Origin of the sequence: Actinomyces oris, from assembly GCF_001937665.1 — a bacterium.
Lineage (GTDB): Bacteria > Actinomycetota > Actinomycetes > Actinomycetales > Actinomycetaceae > Actinomyces > Actinomyces stomatis.
On record NZ_MSKL01000025.1, the window covers coordinates 103,785 to 122,618 of the forward strand.

Consider the following 18,834-nt stretch of genomic DNA (forward strand, 5'->3'; position numbering starts at 1 on the left):
ACTTCAGGGACGACACGGATACGCGTCGTCCCTGAAGAAAATGTTGATCCGTGGGCGGTGGCGCCGGCGCTCTCAGCCCTGGGCGCTTGGAGAGGCGTCCTGCTGCTGAAGGACACCCGAGGAGCCCGAGCCGCCCTTCTGCTTGCCATCACCCGAGCCGGAGCCTGACTGCTGGTCGCCGCTCGAGCCCGAGCCGGAGCCACCGGAGGCGTCCCCGTTGGGGGTGGTCCGGCCGGCTCCACCGGAGCCTCCTCCCGGACCGCCCTGGCCGTTCTGTCCGCCGGGGCCGCCCTGTCCGCCCTGACCACCGGGGCCGCCACCGGGCATCTGCCCGCCGGGGCCACCCTGACCACCAGGGCCTCCGCCGCCAGGACCTCCCTGACCCCCTCCGGGCATGCCCTGACCGTTGCCGCCTCCCTGCTGCTGGGCTTGACCGTGCTGGGAGCCGGAGCTGAGGAGCTCGTTGGTCCCCCACCCGGCCCCGAAGGAGCCCGCCAGCAGCGCCACCCCGGCAGCGCCCACGACGGCGCGACGGCGGTACCAGGGCCCACGAGCCTTGCGGGCCTTCTTGGCCGCCGCGGACGTGGAGGGCACGACGCCGATGGTCGCGGCGTTCTGAGCATCCGGAGAGGCCCACGCCCCGCCCAGCCTGGTGTCAGCGGTGCTGTTGCCGGCAGCCGCCGAGCGAGCCGTCCCGGAGCCCTTGGCGGAGTCCTGCGTGACGTCCTTGGCGGGGGCCTCGGCCCTCAGCGTGCCTGCGTCAACGGCGTCCACGGTGTTCTTGACGTCCTCAGCATCCTCGACGCCGTCACTGCCTGTGGCGCCCTGCGAGAGGCGCTGCGCAGCGGCGTCGACGGCGTCGCTGGTGGGAAGACTCTCCGTGGCCGCGTCGCGCTGGGAGGAAGTGGCGTCGCCACCGGAGGAGACGTGCTTGCTCATGGGTGTCCTTTCAGTCTGTTTCCCGGCCCGGCCGGGGCTGGAACAGACGTTAGGAACCCGCGCTGTGCTCGGGGCAGGTCGAGCCTGTGGACCACCTATGTCCGACGGTCCTGCTCCCCTACTGCTCCCGGGCCACCAGCGTGTTGGATGCCTGGGCCCGCGGCCGCACCACCATGGAGTCGATGTTGACGTGGGCGGGCAGCTCCAGCGTCCAGGCGATGCAGGCTGCGACGTCGGCGGCGCTCAGGGGCTCGGCGACACCGGCGTAGACCTTCGCGGCCGCCTCCGCGTCCCCGTGAAGGCGGTTGAGGGAGAACTCCTCGGTGGCCACCATGCCGGGGGCGATCTCAATGACGCGCACCGGCTCACCCACCAGCTCCAGGCGCAGCGTGCTGGCGATGATCCGCTCGGCGTGCTTGGCCGCCACGTAGCCGCCCCCACCGGGGTAGGTGTCGTGAGCCGCCGTGGAGGTGAGGAAGACCAGGTCCCCGCCCCGCTCCCGCAGCCCCGGCAGGAAGGCCTGGCTCACGCGCAGGGCCGCGAGCACGTTGCGCTCATACATGGTGGCCCACTCCTGGGCGCTGCCCTCGGCGACCGGGTCGACTCCCAGCGCGCCCCCGGCATTGTTGACGACGGCGTCAACAGGCCCCTCGGCAAGCACCTCACTGGCCAGGTGCTCGACGTCGCCGGCCTCCTGGAGGTCGGCGGCCACCCACGTGCAGCCGGTCTCGGCGGCCAGCGCCTCAAGACGCTCCACCCGACGCGCGGTGGCGACAACCTCCCACCCGTGGGAACGCAGGAGCCGAACAGTGGCGGCACCAATGCCGGTGGAGGCCCCGGTGACGAGGGCTCGGCGGGCCGGTACGGAGTCGACAGTGACGTTCTTGCGGTTCTCGCTCATGAGCCCACGATACGTCCCCGTCACGCTCACCTGGCACAATCGGCCTCGATTCGCACCGGTTCACCCAGGCCCGCTCGCGAAGCCCAGCACAGTCGGCCCCACCGGAAGGCCCCCTATGAACGCCGTCATCCTCGCCGTCCTGGTCATGCTCATCCTGGCGATGCTGCGCGTCCACGTGGTCCTGTCCCTGTTCGTCGGCGCACTCGCAGGCGGGCTGAGCGCCGGCCTGGGCATCAGCCACACCATGGTCGCCTTCCAGAACGGGCTGGCCGCCGGGGCCAAGATCGCCCTGTCCTACGCGCTGCTGGGGGCCTTCGCCATGGCGGTGGCGCACTCGGGCCTGCCCCAACTGCTGGCGAACTGGCTCATCGGCAGAATCGAGAACAAGGACGAGTCCGCCTCCCGTAAGGCCGTACGCACCACCACCATGCTGGTGCTGGGCGGGCTCACGGCCATGGCAGTCATGAGTCAGAACCTCATCCCGGTTCACATCGCCTTCATTCCTCTCGTGGTTCCGCCACTGCTCATCGTCATGAGCCGCCTGCAGCTGGACCGCCGCGCCGTGACCTGCGCCATCACCTTCGGGCTGGTCACCACCTACATGTTCCTGCCCCTGGGATTCGGACGGGTCTTCCTCCACGACATCCTCTACGCCAACATCAAGGAGGCGGGCCTGGACGTCTCCCAGATCTCAGCCACCCACGCCATGGGGATCCCGGCGCTGGGCATGGTCTCGGGGCTGCTCATCGCCGTGTTCGTCACCTATCGCAAGCCCCGCGCCTACCGGATCGACACCGGCAACGGCACCGGCTCGGGCGAAGATGTCTCCGGCCCGGTCGAGATCGACCGCCACAAGGTGGCGATCGCGCTGGTCGCCGTCGTCGCCTGCTTCATGGTCCAGACCTTCCTGACCTGGACGGAGTCCGAGGCCGACCCGCTCCTGGTCGGGGCGCTCACGGGTCTGCTGCTGTTCATGGCCACCCGGGTCGTCACCATCGCCGAGGCCGACGACGTCTTCACCGGCGGCATGCGGATGATGGCCCTCATCGGGCTCATCATGATCACGGCGCAGGGCTTCGCCGCCGTCCTGAAGGAGACCAAGCAGATCGAGCCGCTGGTGAAGTCGGCGACCTCCCTGTTCGCGGGCTCCAGGCCCGCCGCCGCCTTCGTCATGCTGCTCGTGGGCCTCATCGTGACGATGGGCATCGGCTCGTCCTTCTCCACCCTGCCGATCATCTCGGCGATCTATGTGCCGCTGTGCGTCTCCCTGGGCTTCTCCCCAGTCGCCACGGTCTCCCTCATCGGGACCGCCGGAGCCCTGGGGGATGCCGGCTCACCGGCGTCGGACTCCACGCTGGGGCCGACGGCCGGACTCAACGCCGACGGGCAGCACGACCACATGCGCGACTCGGTCATCCCGACCTTCCTGCACTTCAACATCCCCCTGCTCATCGCCGGCTGGATCGCCGCCATGGTGCTCTGAAGACCACCGGCACCCCGGAAGTCGCACCGCCCGGTGCGGCGTCGCGGTACGGTGATGGCCTCACGTCGCAGACGAGCAGGAGGCCTTCATGCGTATCGGGTTCATCGGCGCCGGCAACATGGTCAGCGCCATTGTGCGAGGGGCCGTGGCCGCGGGAACACCGGCCGGACACCTGCTCCTGACCAGCAAGCACGGCTCCGCCGAGCGCCTGGCCGGGCAGGTCGGGGCTGTCCACGTGGCCGACGCCGCCGAGCTGGTCTCACGCAGCGACATCCTCATCCTGGGGCTCAAGCCCTACGTCATCCCCGACGTCCTGCCCCGGCTGTCGGAGGCCATCGCCAGCAGCAGGCCCCTGGTGGTCTCCATCGCGGCCGGCCTGACCCTGGAGCGTCTGGAGTCGATGCTGCCCGACGGGACCCGGGTGGTGCGCACCATGCCGAACATGGCCGCCGCCGTGGGCGAGTCGATGACGGCACTGGCGCCGGGGAGCAGTGCGAGCACTCAGGACCTGGAGACAGTGCGCACCCTCATGGAGACCATCGGTGGCACCGTGATCCTGGAGGAGAGGGACTTCTCCTCCTTCATCGGCCTGGCGGGCTCCTCCCCCGCCCTGGTGTGCGCCTTCATCGATGCCCTGGCGCGCGCCGGCGTCATGGGCGGCATCCCCAAGGCCCTGGCCGTCCAGATCGTGGCTCAGGCGGTGCTGGGGACCGCCCGCACCGTGCAGACCGAGGCTCAGCGCACCGCCGAGGGAGGCAACGGCCGCACCCCGGCCGATCTCATCGACGCGGTCTGCTCCCCCGGCGGCACGTCGGTGGCGGGCATGGTGGCCCTGGAGCGGGCCGGTTTCTCCGACGCCGTCGTGCGCGCCTTCGAGGCCATCGCCGAGCGGGATCGCGAGCTGGGCACCTGAGCGCAGGCGCAGGCCCAAGGACCCACACCACTGCCGCACGCCACCACGGGGGCAGTGTGCGGCAGTGCGACCTTTTCCCCGTCCTGACTGGATAAAGCGCCCCTCAACGGCTCTACCGTGACTCGAAGCACAGATCATTCTTGCTTGTCGCCAGGTAAATGCATGGTTAATGTTCTGGCCATGACCTTCCCTCACGCAGTTCTTCTCAGCGGTGCTTATCCCGCTGACGTTCTGCGTGCCCATGCGGTCATGTGTTGTCGGGCCTGACCAGCGCCTGACACCACGGGGATTTCACCCCGCAACGAGGTATCCGGCGCAATGAAGCGTCCGGAAGGCCCCGTTGAGACGGCTGACGCCAACCGAACGGCCCTGCAGGCTCTGCACGCAGCAGCACACCAGGCCGACCCCGGACGCTCCTCACGCGCCAATGACACACCACCGTCATGGAGGAGCAATGACCACCACCGTCACGCCACCCGCCCGCACCGTGCGCCCTCCGCGCAAGGCCCGGTCGAACGGCCAGTGGGCCCTCGACGGGCGCAAGCCGCTCAATGACAACGAGGCCTTCAAGCAGGACAGGGCACCGCTGGCGGTGCGCGACCGGATCATGCGCATCTACGGCCCCGGCGGCTACGAGACCATCGCGCCCGATGACCTCAACGGCCGTTTCCGCTGGTGGGGTCTGTACACCCAGCGCAAGCAGGGAATCGACGGCGGCCGCACCGCCCAGCTGGAGGCCTCCGAGCTCTCCGACCGCTACTTCCTGCAACGGGTGCGTCTGGACGGCGGAAGCCTGAGCCGCGAGCAGCTGCGGGTACTGGGCTCAGTCTCCAACGACTTCGCCCGCGGCACCGCCGACATCACCGACCGCCAGAACATCCAGCTCCACTGGGTGGAGATCGAGAGCGTGCCCGAGATGTGGCAGCGCCTGGAGTCGGTGGGGCTGACCACGATCGAGGGCTGCGGGGACACGCCCCGGGGCTTCCTGGTCTCGCCGGTGGCCGGCGTCGCCAAGGACGAGATCATCGATCCGACCCCGCTGGCCCGTGCCATCAAGGACACCTACCTGGGCGACCCCGAGCTGGCCAATCTGCCCCGCAAGTTCAAGACGGCCATCACCGGCTCCCCCAGCCTCGACATCCTCCACGAGATCAACGACATCTCCTTCGTCGGCGTCAACCACCCCGAGCTCGGTCCCGGCTATGACCTGTGGGTGGCCGGTGCCCTGTCAACCGCCCCACGTCTGGGCCAGCGGCTGGGGGCCTTCGTCACCCCGGAGGATGCCCTCGACGTCTGGTACGGCGTCATCCGCATCTTCCGCGACTACGGCTACCGGCGCCTGCGCAACAAGGCCCGGTTGAAGTTCCTCATGGCCGAGTGGGGGCCGGAGAGGTTCCGCCAGGTCCTCCAGGACGACTACCTGGGGCGTGCCCTACCCGATGGCCCGGCACCTGAGGAGCCGAGTGGGGACTCCGACCACATCGGCGTCCACGAGCAGAAGGACGGCCGCTTCTGGGTGGGGGCCAAGCCGCCCGTCGGTCGGTTGAGCGGTGACGTCCTGCTGGGCCTGGCCGACCTGGCTGAGCGGGTCGGCTCGGACCGGGTGCGCACGACCCCGCTGCAGAACCTGCTGCTCCTGGACGTGCCGGCTGACAGAGTCGATGACGCCGTCGCAGGCCTGCGGGAGCTGGGGCTCGACCCCGACCCGGGCGCCTTCACCCGCTCGACCCTGGCCTGCACCGGGCTGGAGTTCTGCAAGTTCGCGATCGTGGAGACCAAGAAGCTGGCGGCGCGAGTTTCGGCCGAGCTCGACGCGCGCCTGGCGGACACCGACCTCGAGCGACGCATCACCCTGACCGTCAACGGCTGCCCGAACTCCTGCGCCCGCATCCAGATCGCGGACATCGGTCTCAAGGGCCAGATCATCACGGTCGACGGCGAGCAGATGCCCGGCTTCCAGGTTCACCTGGGCGGCGGCCTGGCCGCCGACGGACGCGCAGAGGCCGGCCTGGGTCGCACGGTCCGGGGCCTCAAGGTTCCCGCCTCCGGCCTGACTGACTACGTCGAGCGCCTGGTGCGCCGCTACCTGGACCAGCGCCTCCCCGAGGAGACCTTCGCCCAGTGGGCGCACCGAGCCGATGAGGAGGCCCTGCAGTGAACGCCGTGATCGCCGAAAGTGCCCGGGGGCCCCTGGGCCTGCCGCAACGTGCTCCTGCCGCCTCGAGGTCACGGGGCGCCGGCCGGGCCCCGCTGCGGTCCGCCGAGGAGCTGCGCGCACTGGCCGAGGCCGGCGCGCGCGAGCTCGGTGACGACGCCCCGGCCCTCGACGTCGCCCAGTGGGCGGCCCAGAACTTCCCCGACACGCTGGCCGTGGCCTGCTCCATGGCCGACGCCGTCCTGCCGCACGTGGTCTCCCGGGTCCTGCCCGGCGTCGACGTCCTCTTCCTGGACACCGGGTACCACTTCACGGAGACCGTGGGCACCCGCGACGCGGTGGCCGCCACCATGGACGTCACCGTCGTCGACGTGACTCCCGAGCTGAGCGTGGCCGAGCAGGACGAGCGTTACGGGCCGGACCTGTGGTCACGGGACCCGGCCGCCTGCTGCCGTCTGCGCAAGGTCGAGCCGCTGGCCCGGGCCCTGAGCGGCTACGAGGCATGGGCCACCGGCGTGCGACGCGAGGACGCCCCCACCCGCACCCGCACGCCGCTGATCGGATGGGACGCCACCCACGAGATCGTCAAGATCAACCCCCTGGCCGCCTGGAGCATGGAGGACCTGACCGGCTACGCCGACCAGCACGGCGTACTCATCAACCCCCTCCTCTACGACGGATACCCCTCGATCGGCTGCGCCCCGTGCACGGCGCGAGTCAGACCCGGAGACGACCCCCGTTCCGGCCGCTGGGCCGGATTCACCAAGACAGAATGCGGAATCCACCTATGAGCATCACCTTGACCCACCCCCGTCCGGCCCCAGCCACCTCCCCCGCCCAGGCGCCGGAGCTCGAACCGGCCGGTCTCACCGCCCCTTCCCAGGCGCCCGCCACCACTGAGACCCTGGACATTCTTGACGTCCTGGAGGCCGAGGCCATCCTCGTCATCCGGGAGATCTCCGCCGAGTGCCGCCGCCCCGTGCTGCTGTTCTCCGGAGGCAAGGACTCCGTGGTCATGCTGCACCTGGCGCGCAAGGCCTTCTGGCCCGCTCCGATCCCCTTCCCCGTCCTGCACGTGGACACCGGCCACAACTTCCCCGAGGTGCTGGCCTACCGTGACAAGACGGTCAAGGACCTCGGTCTGCGGCTCGTGGTGGCCCGCGTCCAGGACTACATCGACGACGGTCGTCTGCGTGAGCGCACCGACGGCACCCGCAACCCGCTTCAGACGATCCCGCTTCTCGACGCCATCGAGGAGGGCGGCTTCGACGGTGTCTTCGGCGGCGGACGCCGCGACGAGGAGAAGGCCCGGGCCAAGGAGCGCATCGTCTCCCTGCGCGACGAGTTCGGCCAGTGGGACCCGCGCAACCAGCGCCCCGAGCTGTGGAACCTGCTCAATCCCCGCCACCGCCCCGGGGAGCACGTGCGGGTCTTCCCCCTGAGTAACTGGACCGAGCTCGACGTGTGGCGCTACATCGAGCGCGAGGACATCGCCCTGCCCGACCTCTACTACGCCCATGAGCGCGAGGTCTTCCTGCGTGACGGGATGTGGCTGGCGGCCGGCGGCGTCAACCGGCTGCGCGACGGCGAGCAGGTGGTCACCCGCACCGTGCGCTACCGCACCGTGGGCGACATGTCCTGCACCGGCGCCGTCGAGTCCGACGCCGCCACCAACCGCGACATCGTCCTGGAGGTCGCCGCCTCCACCCTGACCGAGCGGGGAGCCACCCGCGCCGATGACCGCCTGAGCGAGGCGGCCATGGAGGACCGCAAGAAGGAGGGCTACTTCTGATGAGCACCCCCACCCTCACCGATATCCCCGCCGAGGCCGAGGCACGCGCCGCCACCACCGGCTCGCTGCTGCGACTGGCCACGGCCGGCAGCGTCGACGACGGCAAGTCCACGCTCGTGGGCCGCCTGCTGTTCGACTCCAAGTCCGTCCTGCGGGACCAGCTGGCCGCCGTCGAGCAGGTCAGCCTGGACAGGGGCCTGACCAGTGCCGACCTCGCGCTGCTGACCGACGGTCTGCGGGCCGAGCGGGAGCAGGGCATCACGATCGACGTCGCCTACCGCTACTTCGCCACCCCGCAGCGCTCCTTCATCCTGGCCGACTGCCCCGGACACGTGCAGTACACCCGCAACACGGTCACCGGCTGCTCCACGGCCGACGTCGTCGTGCTGCTGGTGGACGCCCGCAACGGGGTCCTGGAGCAGACGCGCCGCCACCTGGCGGTCGCCGCCCTCCTGCGGGTCCCGCACGTCATCGTCGCGGTCAACAAGATCGACCTGGTGGACTTCTCCGCCGAGGTCTACGCGGCCATCGAGGCCGATATCCGCGCCGTGGCCGCGGAGCTGGGCGTGGCCGAGATCCATGTCCTGCCGACCTCCGCGCTCCTGGGCGACAACATCGTCGAGGCCTCGTCCAGCACTCCCTTCTACGTGGGGCCGACCCTGCTGGGGCTCCTGGAGTCCCTGCCCACCGCCCGCGATGAGGGCGCCTTCCGCCTCCCGGTCCAGCTGGTCGTCCGCCCTCAGGGGGCGGCGCCGGCGCCCGAGCTGCGCGACTACCGCGGCTACGCCGGGCAGATCACCTCGGGCACGGTGCGCGTCGGCGACCCCGTGGTGGTCCTGCCCTCGGGCAGGCGCTCGCACGTGGCCGGCATTGACCTGGGCGAGCGCAGCCTGGATGAGGCCGTCGAGGGCCAGTCGGTGACGGTGCGTCTGACCGATGACGTCGACGTCGCCCGCGGTGACACCCTGGCCGCGGCGGGCGACGCGCCCCAGGTGCTCACCGAGGTCGCCGCCCGCGTGTCCTGGCTGAGCGAGCAGCCCCTGCGTCCCCGGGCGCGAGTGCTGCTCAAGCACGGCGCTCAGACGGTCCAGGCGATCGTGGGCACCATTGAGGGCCGCCTCGACCTGGACGACCTGACCACGGTTCCGGCGGACGCCCTTGAGCTCAACGACATCGGCCTGGTGCGTCTGCGCCTGGCCTCACCGGTGCCGTTGGCCGACTACTCGGTCTCCCGGTCCGACGGAGCCTTCCTCCTCATCGACGCCCACGAGGGCGGCACGCTCGGCGCGGGCATGGTGCAGCTGGCGGGCTCAGGCAGCTCCGACCCCGCTGCGACCGCCTCCTCAGGCAGGGGCTGAGGCATGGCTCGCGAACTTTCCCCCCATGCACCCGCTGGCTCCACCGGCTCAACGGGCGGCTGGGTGGCGCTGGTGGGCGGTGGCCCGGGCAGCAGCGGCCTCATCACCGCTCGCGGCCTGGAGCTGTTGGGCCAGGCGGACGTGGTCGTCGTTGACGCGCTGGCGCCCCGGGACCTCCTGGAGGACCTTGACCCCAGAACCGAGGTCATCGACGCCTCCAAGCGGCGCGGCCGGCACGTCTTGAGCCAGGAGGAGATCGATGCGCTCCTGGTCGACCTGGCCCACCGCGGCAAGGGGGTGGTCCGTCTCAAGGGCGGCGACCCCTACGTGCTCGGGCGCGGCGGGGAGGAGGCGGCCGCCTGTCGCGCGGCCGGTGTCGCCGTCGAGGTCGTCCCGGGGATCACCAGTGCCATCGCCGTGCCCGCGGCGGCCGGGATCCCCGTGACCCACCGGGGCCTGTCGCGCGGCTTCTCGGTCATCACGGCTCATGCGGATCTCGGGGTGCTCCCCCAGCGCCGCGATCACACCCTCATCCTGCTCATGGGGGTCTCCCGACTGCGGGACTCGGTCGTCTCCCTGCTGGAGGCCGGCAGCGATGCGGCCACTCCGGCAGCGATCATCGAACGCGGTTACCTCCCCGACCAGCGCGTGACCACCACCGAGCTGCGATGTCTGGCCGACGTCGCCGCCCGGTATGGCGTGACCGCCCCCGCGGTCATCGTCATCGGCGACGTCGTCACTCTGAGCCCGTACTGGGCTGACCGAGTCGTTGAGGAGGCCCGGCCGGCGAGCCCCGCCGCCTGAGCCCGCCTCGGCGCATGTAGACCGAATGTCCCGGAGTCACTGATGCGCAAGCTTGTTCTTCTCGCCCTCGTCGGCCTGGCCGCTCAGCTGGTCGACGGCTCTCTCGGGATGGGGTACGGCATGACCTCGTCCTCCCTGCTGCTTCTGGCCGGTCTGAGCCCGGCACTGGCCTCGGCCTCGGTGCACCTGGCTGAGATCGGCACGACCCTGGCCTCGGGGGCCTCCCACTGGCGGCTGGGCAATACCGACCCTCGCCTGGTGGTCCGGCTGGGGCTGCCCGGCGCGGTGGGGGCCTTCGGCGGAGCGACGGTCCTGGCTCACCTGTCGACCCGAGCGGCGACCCCGGTGACGGCGAGCCTGCTGATCCTGCTGGGGGCCTATGTCCTGGGGCGCTTCTCCCTGCGCCCGCCCCGAGGCTCCGGCAGCAGGCGCTCCCCGCACGGCAGACGGCTCCTGGTTCCCCTTGGGATGGTGGGCGGTTTCGTTGACGCCACCGGCGGTGGCGGCTGGGGACCGGTGGTGACGACAACGCTGCTCACGGGCGGTCGCACGGCGCCGCGCACCGTGGTCGGCTCAGTGGGGGCCTCGGAGTTCCTGGTGACGGTGGCGGCCTCGGCCGGTTTCCTCACCGGACTGGGCACCGCCGGCATCAGCCTTAGGATCGTCCTGACCCTGCTGGCCGGTGGACTGGTGGCTGCACCGATCTCCGCCTGGCTGGTCTCCCGTCTGCCCGGAGCGGTGCTGGGTACCGCAGTCGGCGGACTGATCCTGGCCACGAACCTGCGGGTCCTGCTGTCCTGGGCCGAGGCCTCGGCCCGAACCGGGTTCCTGTTGTACGGCACGCTCGGGGTGGTGTGGGCGGCCTTCCTGACCCTGGCGATCCGCAAGGCGCAGGCCAGTGCCAAGGATGTTCGCGAGGAGACCGATCAGGCGCTTGAGGAGGTCCGATCCACTCATCAGCGCGGCCACGCACCTGCCGCTGTACCGGACGAGCCTCTCACCTCCGGTGAGCCCATCGGGCCGAGGCCGGTCGACCCGGTTCGTTCTCGCACGAGTGCAGATCTGGTGGTGGAGCCGGTATGAGTACTCGTCCTCTGGTACTGCTGGCCCATGGCTCGCGCCGGCCCGGGCCGTCCTCAGTCCTGTCCCGCACCGCCGAGCGCGTCCGCACGATCCTGCCGGAGGTGGAGGTGCGCACCGGCTACATCGAGCTCCAGCCCCCGGACCCGACCACGGCGCTGGAGGGGCTGGTGAATCCGGTGGTGCTGCCCTTCTTCCTGGCCCGCGGCCATCACGTCCTCAATGACGTACCGGCTGTGGTGGACCGGCACGGATCGGGGACGGTCACCGGGCACCTGGGCATCGAAGAGCACCTGGTGGAGGCCGTCGCGCAGCGGCTCCAGGAGGCCTCCGCGCCCCTGGGCGGGCTCCCAGGGCTCGACCATGTTGTCCTAGGGGCGGCCGGGTCGCGTCAGGCGGCGGCGCTGGAGGAGGTCGAGGCCATCACCCACTTGCTCGAGGCACGTCTGGGGCGCAAGGTAACGCCCGCCTACCTCTCGGCTGCACGCCCCTGCGTCCGTGACGCGGTGAGCTCGGCCCGAGCCCAGGGTGCCAGGCGGGTGGGTGTGGCCACCTACCTGCTGGCGGAAGGGCGTTTCCACCGGACCCTGCACTCCACGGGCGCCGATGTCGTGGCCGCTCCCATCGGCGACCACCCGGCGGTCGCTGAGCTGGTGGTCCACCGCTACCGGGAGCAGGTCGCCTGACCGCGAGCCCCTTCCTCCATCGAGAAGGACACTGTTCGCGGAAGACAACCGTTGTCCGTGTCTTTACGCGAAACATGCCGCTCTCGGCGGAGAGGCATATCAGTCACGGCCATCCTTAAGGAGCCGCTCGGACAGGCGCTGAACGATGGGTTCGACCTCCTGCGAGGTGGTGGCTGCGGCGCTCACGCGGCCGAAGATGCCCACCGCCAGGAGCCCGAAGGCCGTCTCCTCATCCTGCTGGCTCGGCTCGCGGCGTCCATGGGAACGGGCCACCAGGAGGGAGGTCTCTCTCAACCAGCGGCGCCAGCTTCCGGCCAGCCGGTCCCGGGAGTCCTCATGACGAATCGCGTAGAGCCAGGTCTCCAGGTGCAGGACAACATCCTCCATGGGAAGCTCCTGGAGCTGCTCGCCCCACTGCTCGGGGCTCGCCATCTCCCGAGCGGCCTCATCCGAGCTCTCCTCACCACAGGTGACGACCTCCAGGAACAGGGCCTCCTTGGAGGGGAAGGAGGAGTAGAAGGCGCCCTTGGTGAATCCAGCCGCCGAGGCGATGTCACTGACAGACGCCCCCTCGTAGCCCTTGGCAGCGAAGACCTCCCTGGCAGCAGCAAGAATCCGCGCCCTGGTCTCCTCGCTCCGACGGCGTCCACCGCCCCGACCCGGGGCGGCGCCGCTGACTGCAGTAGAGGCGGAGGCCAGCTTCCGGGAGGCGAGGTCCAGGGAGGCCGCTACCGCACTCTCACTGCTCCGGCGCGCTCCCTGACCGGCCGCCCCCACTGCACGGGAGAAGGCGGTGATCGCCTCATTGAGGGCGCGCGTCGCCTCCCTGATGTCATCAGAGGCGGAGGCCCCGGAGTCATCACTGTCACTGTTCGGCCCACGGGCAGAGCTCCTGGCGGTCATGCCCCCACTGTAGAGGAGGCCCCTCAGAAAGGGGTTCACGGCACTTCCCCCTCCACGTTCGTCACTTCCCCCACCGGGCTCCAACCATTCGGGCATCCCGGCCGACTCAAGGCCGCCTTCCCAGGGCCCATGACGCTCCGGCGACGGCCACCAGGCACCATCCGCCCAGGAGGCCCCAGGAACGGGCGGGCATGCTGGCGTCGTCGGAGAACAGTCCCGCACGCACCACCTGAGCCATGGGCTCGAAGGGCAACCAGCGGTGGATCTCCTGGGCCCAGTCGGGGAGCCTGTCGGCGGGGAAGCTGACGGGCGAGAACAGCATGATGCCGAAAGCAAGTACCTGGGAGAGGATCTGAGCCAGGGCCGGAGCCAGGAGCGTGGCGATGGCGTATCCGATGCAGGCCGCTGTCAGAGCGACCAGTACGGCGCCGGGCACCAGCCACCACTGCGGGGCGAGGTCGACGTCGAAGCGGGCGTTGGCCACGAGGACGCCCACAACCAGGCCGGGCAGTGCGAGAGCGGTCCAGATCGCGAGGTCTGCCAGGAGGAAGGCGACCCTGGGGACGGGCAGGGTGCGCATCCAGTCCAGGCTGCCCTCAGTGCGGGACTGGGAGACCCACTGAGGCGTCATGATGAGGCCCAGCGAGATGAGCGCGATCGCCGGGCCGCCGCCGGCCAGGTAGAGGCTCGCCTCGCGGCCTGGGTGGCCCGCAATGAGCCCGTATCCCAGGACCATTGAGACGGACAGCAGCGTCTGGACGATGATGAAGAGAGGAAGCACGGGCAGGCTGCGACGGAACTGCCACTGGATGAGCAGGCCGAGCTGACGCCAGAGCGAAGTCTTCTGGGACGCGACCTCGAGAACAGTCTCACTAGCCGGGGCCGCTTCAGCAGTGGCACTGGTTGGAGCAGGCATTGGATTCTCCTTACGTTTCATGTTTCTCTGGGGACTGGAGTCGCACCGCGCCTACGTAGCAGCGCGGGGATGACGCGAATCATCGGGACGGGCCGGGACTCCCACGGATTCACACGGTTCAGGCGGCATGACGGCGCACCTCCTCTCCCGTACTCCCGGTGAGATCGACGTAGACGTCCTCCAGTGAGATCGGTGCCAGCTCGTAGCGCTCGATTGCTCCGTCCTTGAGGGCTTGAGCGGCCCACTCCACGGCCTGGGTCGTACGCTGAGAGTCCACCGCCACGGATGCGCGCACGGCGTCGTGCTGCGTCAGGCTCGTTCCCGCGGGAGGCTCGATCCGCCGGCCAGGAATCCGGCTGACCTCCAGGACGAAGGGAGATCCGTGGCCGGCCACGAGTGCCGCGGGGGTTCCCTCGGCGATGACGTGGCCGTGGTCCAGAATGGTGAGCCGGTCGACTGCCCGCTCGGCCTCCCGCACGTTGTGGGTCACCAGGAGGACCGCCGCCCCGGCCTCGGCCAGAAGACGGATCTGGTCCCACAGCAGGCGCCGGCGTACCGGGTCGACATCATTGGTGGGCTCATCGAGGATGACCAGGCGCCCGGGGACGACGGCGCACATGGCGAAGGCAGTCAGACGGGCAACTCCACCGGAGATCTTCTGCGCGGGAGTCCTGGCCCACTCCCCCAGGTCGAGGGCGTCGATCAGCTCTTCGGCGCGCCTGCGCGTCTGACGTGGACGCCCTCCTCGTATACGCCCCACGAGGTCGATCGCCGTCAGGGGCGTGAGCCCGGTGATGGGCACATTGGCCTGCGCCTGGACATTGGTGAGGCGACGGGCGAGAGCGGGGTTGGCGACGGCGTCAACCCCGTCGAGCCTGATGCTCCCGGAGGTCGGACACAGCAGCCCCACCACCTGGTTGACCAGCGTGGTCTTGCCCGCGCCGTTGTGCCCGAGGAGCCCGACCACCTCGCCGGCACCCACCCGCATAGTGACGCCGGCGTTGGCTCTCACCGCGTGCGGCCCACTTCCGAAGTGCTTGTGAAGGTCCTCAATGGCTAGTACGTCGGCCATGAAGCCCCCTCCTTTCGTTCAACTACCTGGAACCGAGCACCTGATCGACCACCAGACCGATCCGTACCGGTTGGTATCTAACATACCACTCAGTATTACCAGAAGGTTTCACAGGGCTCTGAGGGTTCTCATAACAACAGAAACACTGTCCCATACCAACCGGTACGGGACAGCGTCTGCCCACCATGTCGTCTGACCTGAAGCGGCCCCGCCTCACCCCTGACGGATGTGCCAGCGCGAGGAGGTCGTGGATGCCTCGATGAACTCGCGGAAGGGGCCGGGAACGGCCGCCAGCTCCTGGGGCGTACCACGCTGGGCCACGCGGGCACCGGCCTCGGTCGGTTCGAGGAACACGACCTCGTCGGCCTGGCGGACGGTGGACAGGCGGTGGGCCACCACGATGACGGTGCGGCCCTCGGAGAGCTCGCGCACCACCTCGGTGATGGCGGACTCGTTCTCCCCGTCCAGGGCCGAGGTGATCTCGTCGAGCAGCAGGATGGGTGCGTCCTTGACGAAGGCCCGAGCAATGGCGACGCGCTGGCGCTCCCCACCGGACAGGCTCAGCCCGCCGGGACCGACCTGCGTGTCCCACCCGTGCGGCAGCGCCTCGATGACGCGGTCCAGGCGGGCGCGTCGGGCGGCGTCGGCCAGCTCGGCGTCGGTGGCCTCAGGTCGGGCGATGCGCAGGTTCTCGCGGATCGTGGTGTCGAACAGGTAGACGTCCTGGAAGACCATGGAGGTCATGCCCATGATCGTCGAGGCGCGCATGGAGCGAACCGGTGCGCCGCCGATGGTGACGGTCCCGTCGTCGACGTCCCAGAACCGGGCCGCCAGGCGCAGGATCGTGGACTTGCCCGCCCCTGACGGGCCCACCAGGGCGGTCACTCTTCCCTGTGGTGCGCTCAGGGAGACTCCCGCCAGGACGGGGCGGCCGGCGTCGTAGGAGAAGGAGACGTCGTTCAGGGTGATCGTGGTTCCCCGGGGCTCGATCTCCTGACCGGGCTCGGGGTCGGGCAGGGGACGCGCGTCGAGGATGTCCCCCACGGCCCGCAGGGCGACCTTCGCGTTGTCGGCCTCGGAGCCGTACATGGCGGCCTTGGTCAGTGGCAGGAGCGTGCGCGCGGTAACGGCCATGATCGCGAGGTATCCGACGACGTCGAGCCTGTGCCCGCTCACACGTGACAGTCCAGCCGCCATGACCAGGGCGAAGGCGATGTTGACGATGAGGTTGAAGTACTGCCCGGGTCTGCCTTTGACCCGTAAGCCGTCCAGGGTGGAGGCGGAGTCGGCCTCCAGGGCGGCTCGCACCGGCGCCCAGCCCGTCTTGGTGACACCGGTGGCGCGCAGCACGGGCTGGAGCCGGGCGAACTCCACGAGGCGTCCGGCCGCGGCGCTCGAGGTGCGGTCCTCCATCTCGTTGGCGCAAGTGGTGGCATCTTCCATGAGCCGCCACACGAGGACCAGCGGGACGATGGTGGCGGCCATGATGATCGCCAGGGGCCACTCGACGACGGCGGTGGCCGCCAGCATGACCAGCGGGACGATGAAGGCGTTGCACAGGTTGGGGATCACCATGGAGGCCAGGTGGGAGAGGGTGTTGACCTCCTTGGAGGTGGCGTTGACGACCGCGGCCTCCCGCTCGGCGCTGAACCAGCCCAGGGGCAGGGTCAGGACGTGATCGGCGATGCGGTCGATCATCGTGTCGCAGACCTCGAAGACACTGACCCGGTAGGAGCGGTGCATGGCGGTGGTGTCCACTGCGGCGGTGATCACCCCCGTGAGCACGACTGCGATCAGCCAGGCGGTCAGGGACTCCGAGCGGGAGTAGAGGGCGCGCAGGAAGGGGATCATGAGGGCCAGGGTGAGGCCCTGAAGGACGGCGGAGGCGACGAACCAGGCGGTGATGGTCCGCATCTCGGCGGCGTTGACGACTCTCATCAGCAGCTTCCACATGGCTACTTCTCCTCCTGCCCGGCCGCCTCGGCTCCGAGCTGTTCGACCTGGGCGGTCAACGCCGCGGCGTCGGTCGCCTCGCTCAGGTCCTGGCTGCTCCACATGGCGGCGTAGCGGCCGTCTGCAGCCAGCAGCTCCTCGTGCGTGCCGCGCTCGGTGATGTGTCCGGCGTCGACGACGAGGATCTGGTCGGCGTCGCGGATCGTGGACAGGCGGTGGGCGATGATGATGACGGTCCGCCCGGCCGCCAGCCGGGACAGGGCCTGGTGGATGTCGCGCTCGGAGGCCGGGTCGGCCTGGGCGGTGGCCTCGTCCAGGACGAGGACGGGGGCGTCCTGGAGGTAGGCGCGCGCCAGGGTGACGCGCTGACGCTCCCCTCCGGAGAGGAACCCGCCCGTATCACCCAGGATCGTGTCGTAGCCGTGGGGCAGACGTGTGATGCGCTCGTGGATGCAGGCCGCCCGGGCGGCCGTCTCGACCTGCTCCCGGGTGGCGTCGGGACGTCCCAGGGCGATGTTGTCGTGGACGGAGTCGTGGGCTAGGGCCACGTCCTGCAGCACGATCGCCACGCGAGAGAGCAGCCAGGGGAAAGTCGCGTCGCGCACGTCGACGCCGCTGATGCGTACGGCGCCGTCGTCGACGTCGTGGAAGCGGGCGATGAGGCGGGCCAGGGTCGACTTGCCACCACCGGAGGGGCCGACGAGCGCTGTCACGGTTCCCGGCTCGGCGGTGAAGGACACGCCGTGCAGGACCGGGGAGCCGGCCTCGTAGGAGAAGGTGACGTCCTCGACGTCGACGCGCCCGGGGGCGGGCCCCTCACCGTCGTTACGGGTTCCCTCGGGCATCGGCGGCAGGGAGAGCAGGTCGGCGGTGGCCTGGGCGGCCATCCTGGACTCGTACATGTGCTGCATGAGGCCGATGAGGGTCATGAGCCCTTCCGGGAGCCCGAGGGCCACCAGGAAGAACGGCAGGGTCGCTGACAGCGGTGTCCACCCCTGGGAGGTGAACAGGACGGCCAGGACCGCGACCGTGGCGAAGACCGTGGAGGGCCGTAGGACCGCGGTCATGGCACTGATGGCCTTCCCGGACCTGCTCACCCACTCGTACGACAGGCCGGAGAACTCGGTGCGCGCCCGGCTGAAGCGGGTGCGGGAGGCGTCGGTGGCCTGGAAGCCCTTGATCTCCTTGATGCCCTCGAGCATCTCGACGGTCGCGGCGGCCAGCGCGGTCTGAGCGGCGCCGAAGCGCTCGGTGATGCCCGACAGGCCGGACAGGGTCAGGAGCATCGCTCCCAGCGCGAGTACCCACAGCCCCACCAGTGCGCAGGCCAGGCGCCAGTCGGTCCACAGCAGATAGGCCGTCCCCGCCGCCGCCATGACGACGGCGTTGGTGGCGTCCCCGGGGACGTGGGCGACGAGGGTGTGGATGGAGGTGGTGTCGTCGCAGACCATCTTGCGGATGGTGCCGTGCGGGATCTGTGCCACCCGCCCCAGGGGCAGGCTGCTGATGGCGTCGACGACCCGCTCACGCAGGTGGTGTCGCAGCCGGGCCTCGGCCAGGTGGGTGATCCCGAGGCCGGCCAGGTAGAGGGCCTGGGAGGCGAAGAGCGCCCCGACGGCGATGGCCGCCCAGATCCACAGACTGCCGCGCCAGCCCTCGGGGGAGGTCTCGCCCAGCCATATGGCCGCCATGTTGCGCAGGGCCTCGAAGGGGACGATGGACATCAGCGCTCCGACGGCGGTCAGCAGCCCGGTGACGATCATGGCCGGGCGCGCCGGCCGGATGAGCTCGCCTACGGTGACGCCGGGACGCACGGAGCCGCCGGCCTGCCCGGAGTGGTCGGCCGGCTCCTCGGTGAAGCGTTTCATTGCCTGGTGAG

The 18,834-nt window shown here is 70.1% G+C and carries 16 protein-coding genes; 9 read left to right on the forward strand and 7 right to left on the reverse strand.

The annotated features are described in order from the left end of the window. Window positions 1-72: 72 nt before the first annotated feature. Window positions 73-939, reverse strand: coding sequence for a hypothetical protein (locus tag BKH28_RS09865; RefSeq protein ID WP_075418640.1), 867 nt, complete (start codon window positions 937-939; stop codon window positions 73-75). A 118-nt stretch (window positions 940-1,057) separates the two neighbouring features. Then, window positions 1,058-1,840, reverse strand: coding sequence for an SDR family oxidoreductase (locus BKH28_RS09870; RefSeq protein WP_075418641.1), 783 nt, complete (start codon window positions 1,838-1,840; stop codon window positions 1,058-1,060). Between the two features lie 115 nt (window positions 1,841-1,955). On the opposite strand from BKH28_RS09870, the gene BKH28_RS09875 reads away from it, so the two are divergent. The 9 genes from BKH28_RS09875 (at window position 1,956) to BKH28_RS09915 (ending at window position 12,111) form a co-directional block, all read left to right on the forward strand. Beyond that, window positions 1,956-3,323 carry a Na+/H+ antiporter family protein gene (locus BKH28_RS09875; RefSeq protein ID WP_075418642.1) on the forward strand — a complete coding sequence of 456 codons (1,368 nt, stop codon included), beginning with the start codon at window positions 1,956-1,958 and terminating at the stop codon, window positions 3,321-3,323. 88 nt (window positions 3,324-3,411) lie between these two features. Then, window positions 3,412-4,236 (forward strand): pyrroline-5-carboxylate reductase, encoded by an 825-nt coding sequence (proC, locus tag BKH28_RS09880; RefSeq protein ID WP_075418643.1) that lies wholly within the window; start codon window positions 3,412-3,414, stop codon window positions 4,234-4,236. Window positions 4,237-4,690: 454 nt separating this feature from the next. Then, window positions 4,691-6,394, forward strand: coding sequence for a nitrite/sulfite reductase (locus BKH28_RS09885; RefSeq protein ID WP_075418644.1), 1,704 nt, complete (start codon window positions 4,691-4,693; stop codon window positions 6,392-6,394). Then, window positions 6,391-7,182: a phosphoadenylyl-sulfate reductase gene (locus BKH28_RS09890; protein ID WP_075418645.1), complete on the forward strand. Its 792-nt coding sequence runs from the start codon at window positions 6,391-6,393 to the stop codon at window positions 7,180-7,182. The genes BKH28_RS09885 and BKH28_RS09890 overlap by 4 nt, the downstream gene beginning before the upstream one ends. After that, the gene (gene cysD / locus BKH28_RS09895; protein ID WP_075418646.1) at window positions 7,179-8,183 is read left to right on the forward strand and encodes a sulfate adenylyltransferase subunit CysD; all 1,005 of its coding nucleotides are present in this window, start codon (window positions 7,179-7,181) and stop codon (window positions 8,181-8,183) included. The genes BKH28_RS09890 and cysD overlap by 4 nt, the downstream gene beginning before the upstream one ends. Continuing rightward, the gene (locus tag BKH28_RS09900; RefSeq protein ID WP_075418647.1) at window positions 8,183-9,541 is read left to right on the forward strand and encodes a sulfate adenylyltransferase subunit 1; all 1,359 of its coding nucleotides are present in this window, start codon (window positions 8,183-8,185) and stop codon (window positions 9,539-9,541) included. The genes cysD and BKH28_RS09900 overlap by 1 nt, the downstream gene beginning before the upstream one ends. Window positions 9,542-9,544: 3 nt before the next feature. Then, window positions 9,545-10,345 (forward strand): uroporphyrinogen-III C-methyltransferase, encoded by an 801-nt coding sequence (cobA, locus tag BKH28_RS09905; protein WP_075418648.1) that lies wholly within the window; start codon window positions 9,545-9,547, stop codon window positions 10,343-10,345. A 42-nt stretch (window positions 10,346-10,387) separates the two neighbouring features. Continuing rightward, window positions 10,388-11,428, forward strand: coding sequence for a sulfite exporter TauE/SafE family protein (locus BKH28_RS09910; protein WP_075418649.1), 1,041 nt, complete (start codon window positions 10,388-10,390; stop codon window positions 11,426-11,428). Beyond that, the gene (locus BKH28_RS09915) at window positions 11,425-12,111 is read left to right on the forward strand and encodes a sirohydrochlorin chelatase (protein WP_075418650.1); all 687 of its coding nucleotides are present in this window, start codon (window positions 11,425-11,427) and stop codon (window positions 12,109-12,111) included. The genes BKH28_RS09910 and BKH28_RS09915 overlap by 4 nt, the downstream gene beginning before the upstream one ends. Window positions 12,112-12,210: 99 nt before the next feature. On the opposite strand, the gene BKH28_RS09920 is transcribed toward BKH28_RS09915, so the two are convergent. From BKH28_RS09920 to BKH28_RS09940, 5 genes are all read right to left on the reverse strand, one after another. Then, on the reverse strand, window positions 12,211-13,014 hold the full coding sequence (locus tag BKH28_RS09920) for a TetR/AcrR family transcriptional regulator (protein ID WP_075418651.1): 804 nt from the start codon (window positions 13,012-13,014) through the stop codon (window positions 12,211-12,213). Window positions 13,015-13,120: 106 nt separating this feature from the next. Next, window positions 13,121-13,930, reverse strand: coding sequence for an ABC transporter permease (locus BKH28_RS09925; protein ID WP_075418652.1), 810 nt, complete (start codon window positions 13,928-13,930; stop codon window positions 13,121-13,123). Window positions 13,931-14,048: 118 nt separating this feature from the next. Further along, entirely contained in the window at window positions 14,049-15,002 is a 954-nt protein-coding gene (locus BKH28_RS09930; protein ID WP_075418653.1) for an ABC transporter ATP-binding protein, read from the reverse strand. Between the two features lie 213 nt (window positions 15,003-15,215). Beyond that, window positions 15,216-16,955: an ABC transporter ATP-binding protein gene (locus BKH28_RS09935; RefSeq protein ID WP_075418654.1), complete on the reverse strand. Its 1,740-nt coding sequence runs from the start codon at window positions 16,953-16,955 to the stop codon at window positions 15,216-15,218. 2 nt (window positions 16,956-16,957) lie between these two features. Further along, entirely contained in the window at window positions 16,958-18,823 is a 1,866-nt protein-coding gene (locus tag BKH28_RS09940; RefSeq protein WP_430515701.1) for an ABC transporter ATP-binding protein, read from the reverse strand. Window positions 18,824-18,834 lie beyond the last annotated feature (11 nt).

Excerpts from the sequence above, each read along its gene's own strand:
- cobA (WP_075418648.1), top strand. The coding sequence starts at position 9,545 with ATGGCTCGCGAACTTTCCCCCCATGCACCCGCTGGCTCCACCGGCTCA.
- proC (WP_075418643.1), top strand. The coding sequence starts at position 3,412 with ATGCGTATCGGGTTCATCGGCGCCGGCAACATGGTCAGCGCCATTGTG.
- BKH28_RS09915 (WP_075418650.1), top strand. The coding sequence starts at position 11,425 with ATGAGTACTCGTCCTCTGGTACTGCTGGCCCATGGCTCGCGCCGGCCC.
- BKH28_RS09865 (WP_075418640.1), bottom strand. The coding sequence starts at position 939 with ATGAGCAAGCACGTCTCCTCCGGTGGCGACGCCACTTCCTCCCAGCGC.
- BKH28_RS09920 (WP_075418651.1), bottom strand. The coding sequence starts at position 13,014 with ATGACCGCCAGGAGCTCTGCCCGTGGGCCGAACAGTGACAGTGATGAC.
- BKH28_RS09885 (WP_075418644.1), top strand. The coding sequence starts at position 4,691 with ATGACCACCACCGTCACGCCACCCGCCCGCACCGTGCGCCCTCCGCGC.
- BKH28_RS09935 (WP_075418654.1), bottom strand. The coding sequence starts at position 16,955 with ATGTGGAAGCTGCTGATGAGAGTCGTCAACGCCGCCGAGATGCGGACC.
- BKH28_RS09870 (WP_075418641.1), bottom strand. The coding sequence starts at position 1,840 with ATGAGCGAGAACCGCAAGAACGTCACTGTCGACTCCGTACCGGCCCGC.
- BKH28_RS09875 (WP_075418642.1), top strand. The coding sequence starts at position 1,956 with ATGAACGCCGTCATCCTCGCCGTCCTGGTCATGCTCATCCTGGCGATG.
- cysD (WP_075418646.1), top strand. The coding sequence starts at position 7,179 with ATGAGCATCACCTTGACCCACCCCCGTCCGGCCCCAGCCACCTCCCCC.
- BKH28_RS09940 (WP_430515701.1), bottom strand. The coding sequence starts at position 18,823 with ATGAAACGCTTCACCGAGGAGCCGGCCGACCACTCCGGGCAGGCCGGC.
- BKH28_RS09910 (WP_075418649.1), top strand. The coding sequence starts at position 10,388 with ATGCGCAAGCTTGTTCTTCTCGCCCTCGTCGGCCTGGCCGCTCAGCTG.
- BKH28_RS09925 (WP_075418652.1), bottom strand. The coding sequence starts at position 13,930 with ATGCCTGCTCCAACCAGTGCCACTGCTGAAGCGGCCCCGGCTAGTGAG.
- BKH28_RS09900 (WP_075418647.1), top strand. The coding sequence starts at position 8,183 with ATGAGCACCCCCACCCTCACCGATATCCCCGCCGAGGCCGAGGCACGC.
- BKH28_RS09930 (WP_075418653.1), bottom strand. The coding sequence starts at position 15,002 with ATGGCCGACGTACTAGCCATTGAGGACCTTCACAAGCACTTCGGAAGT.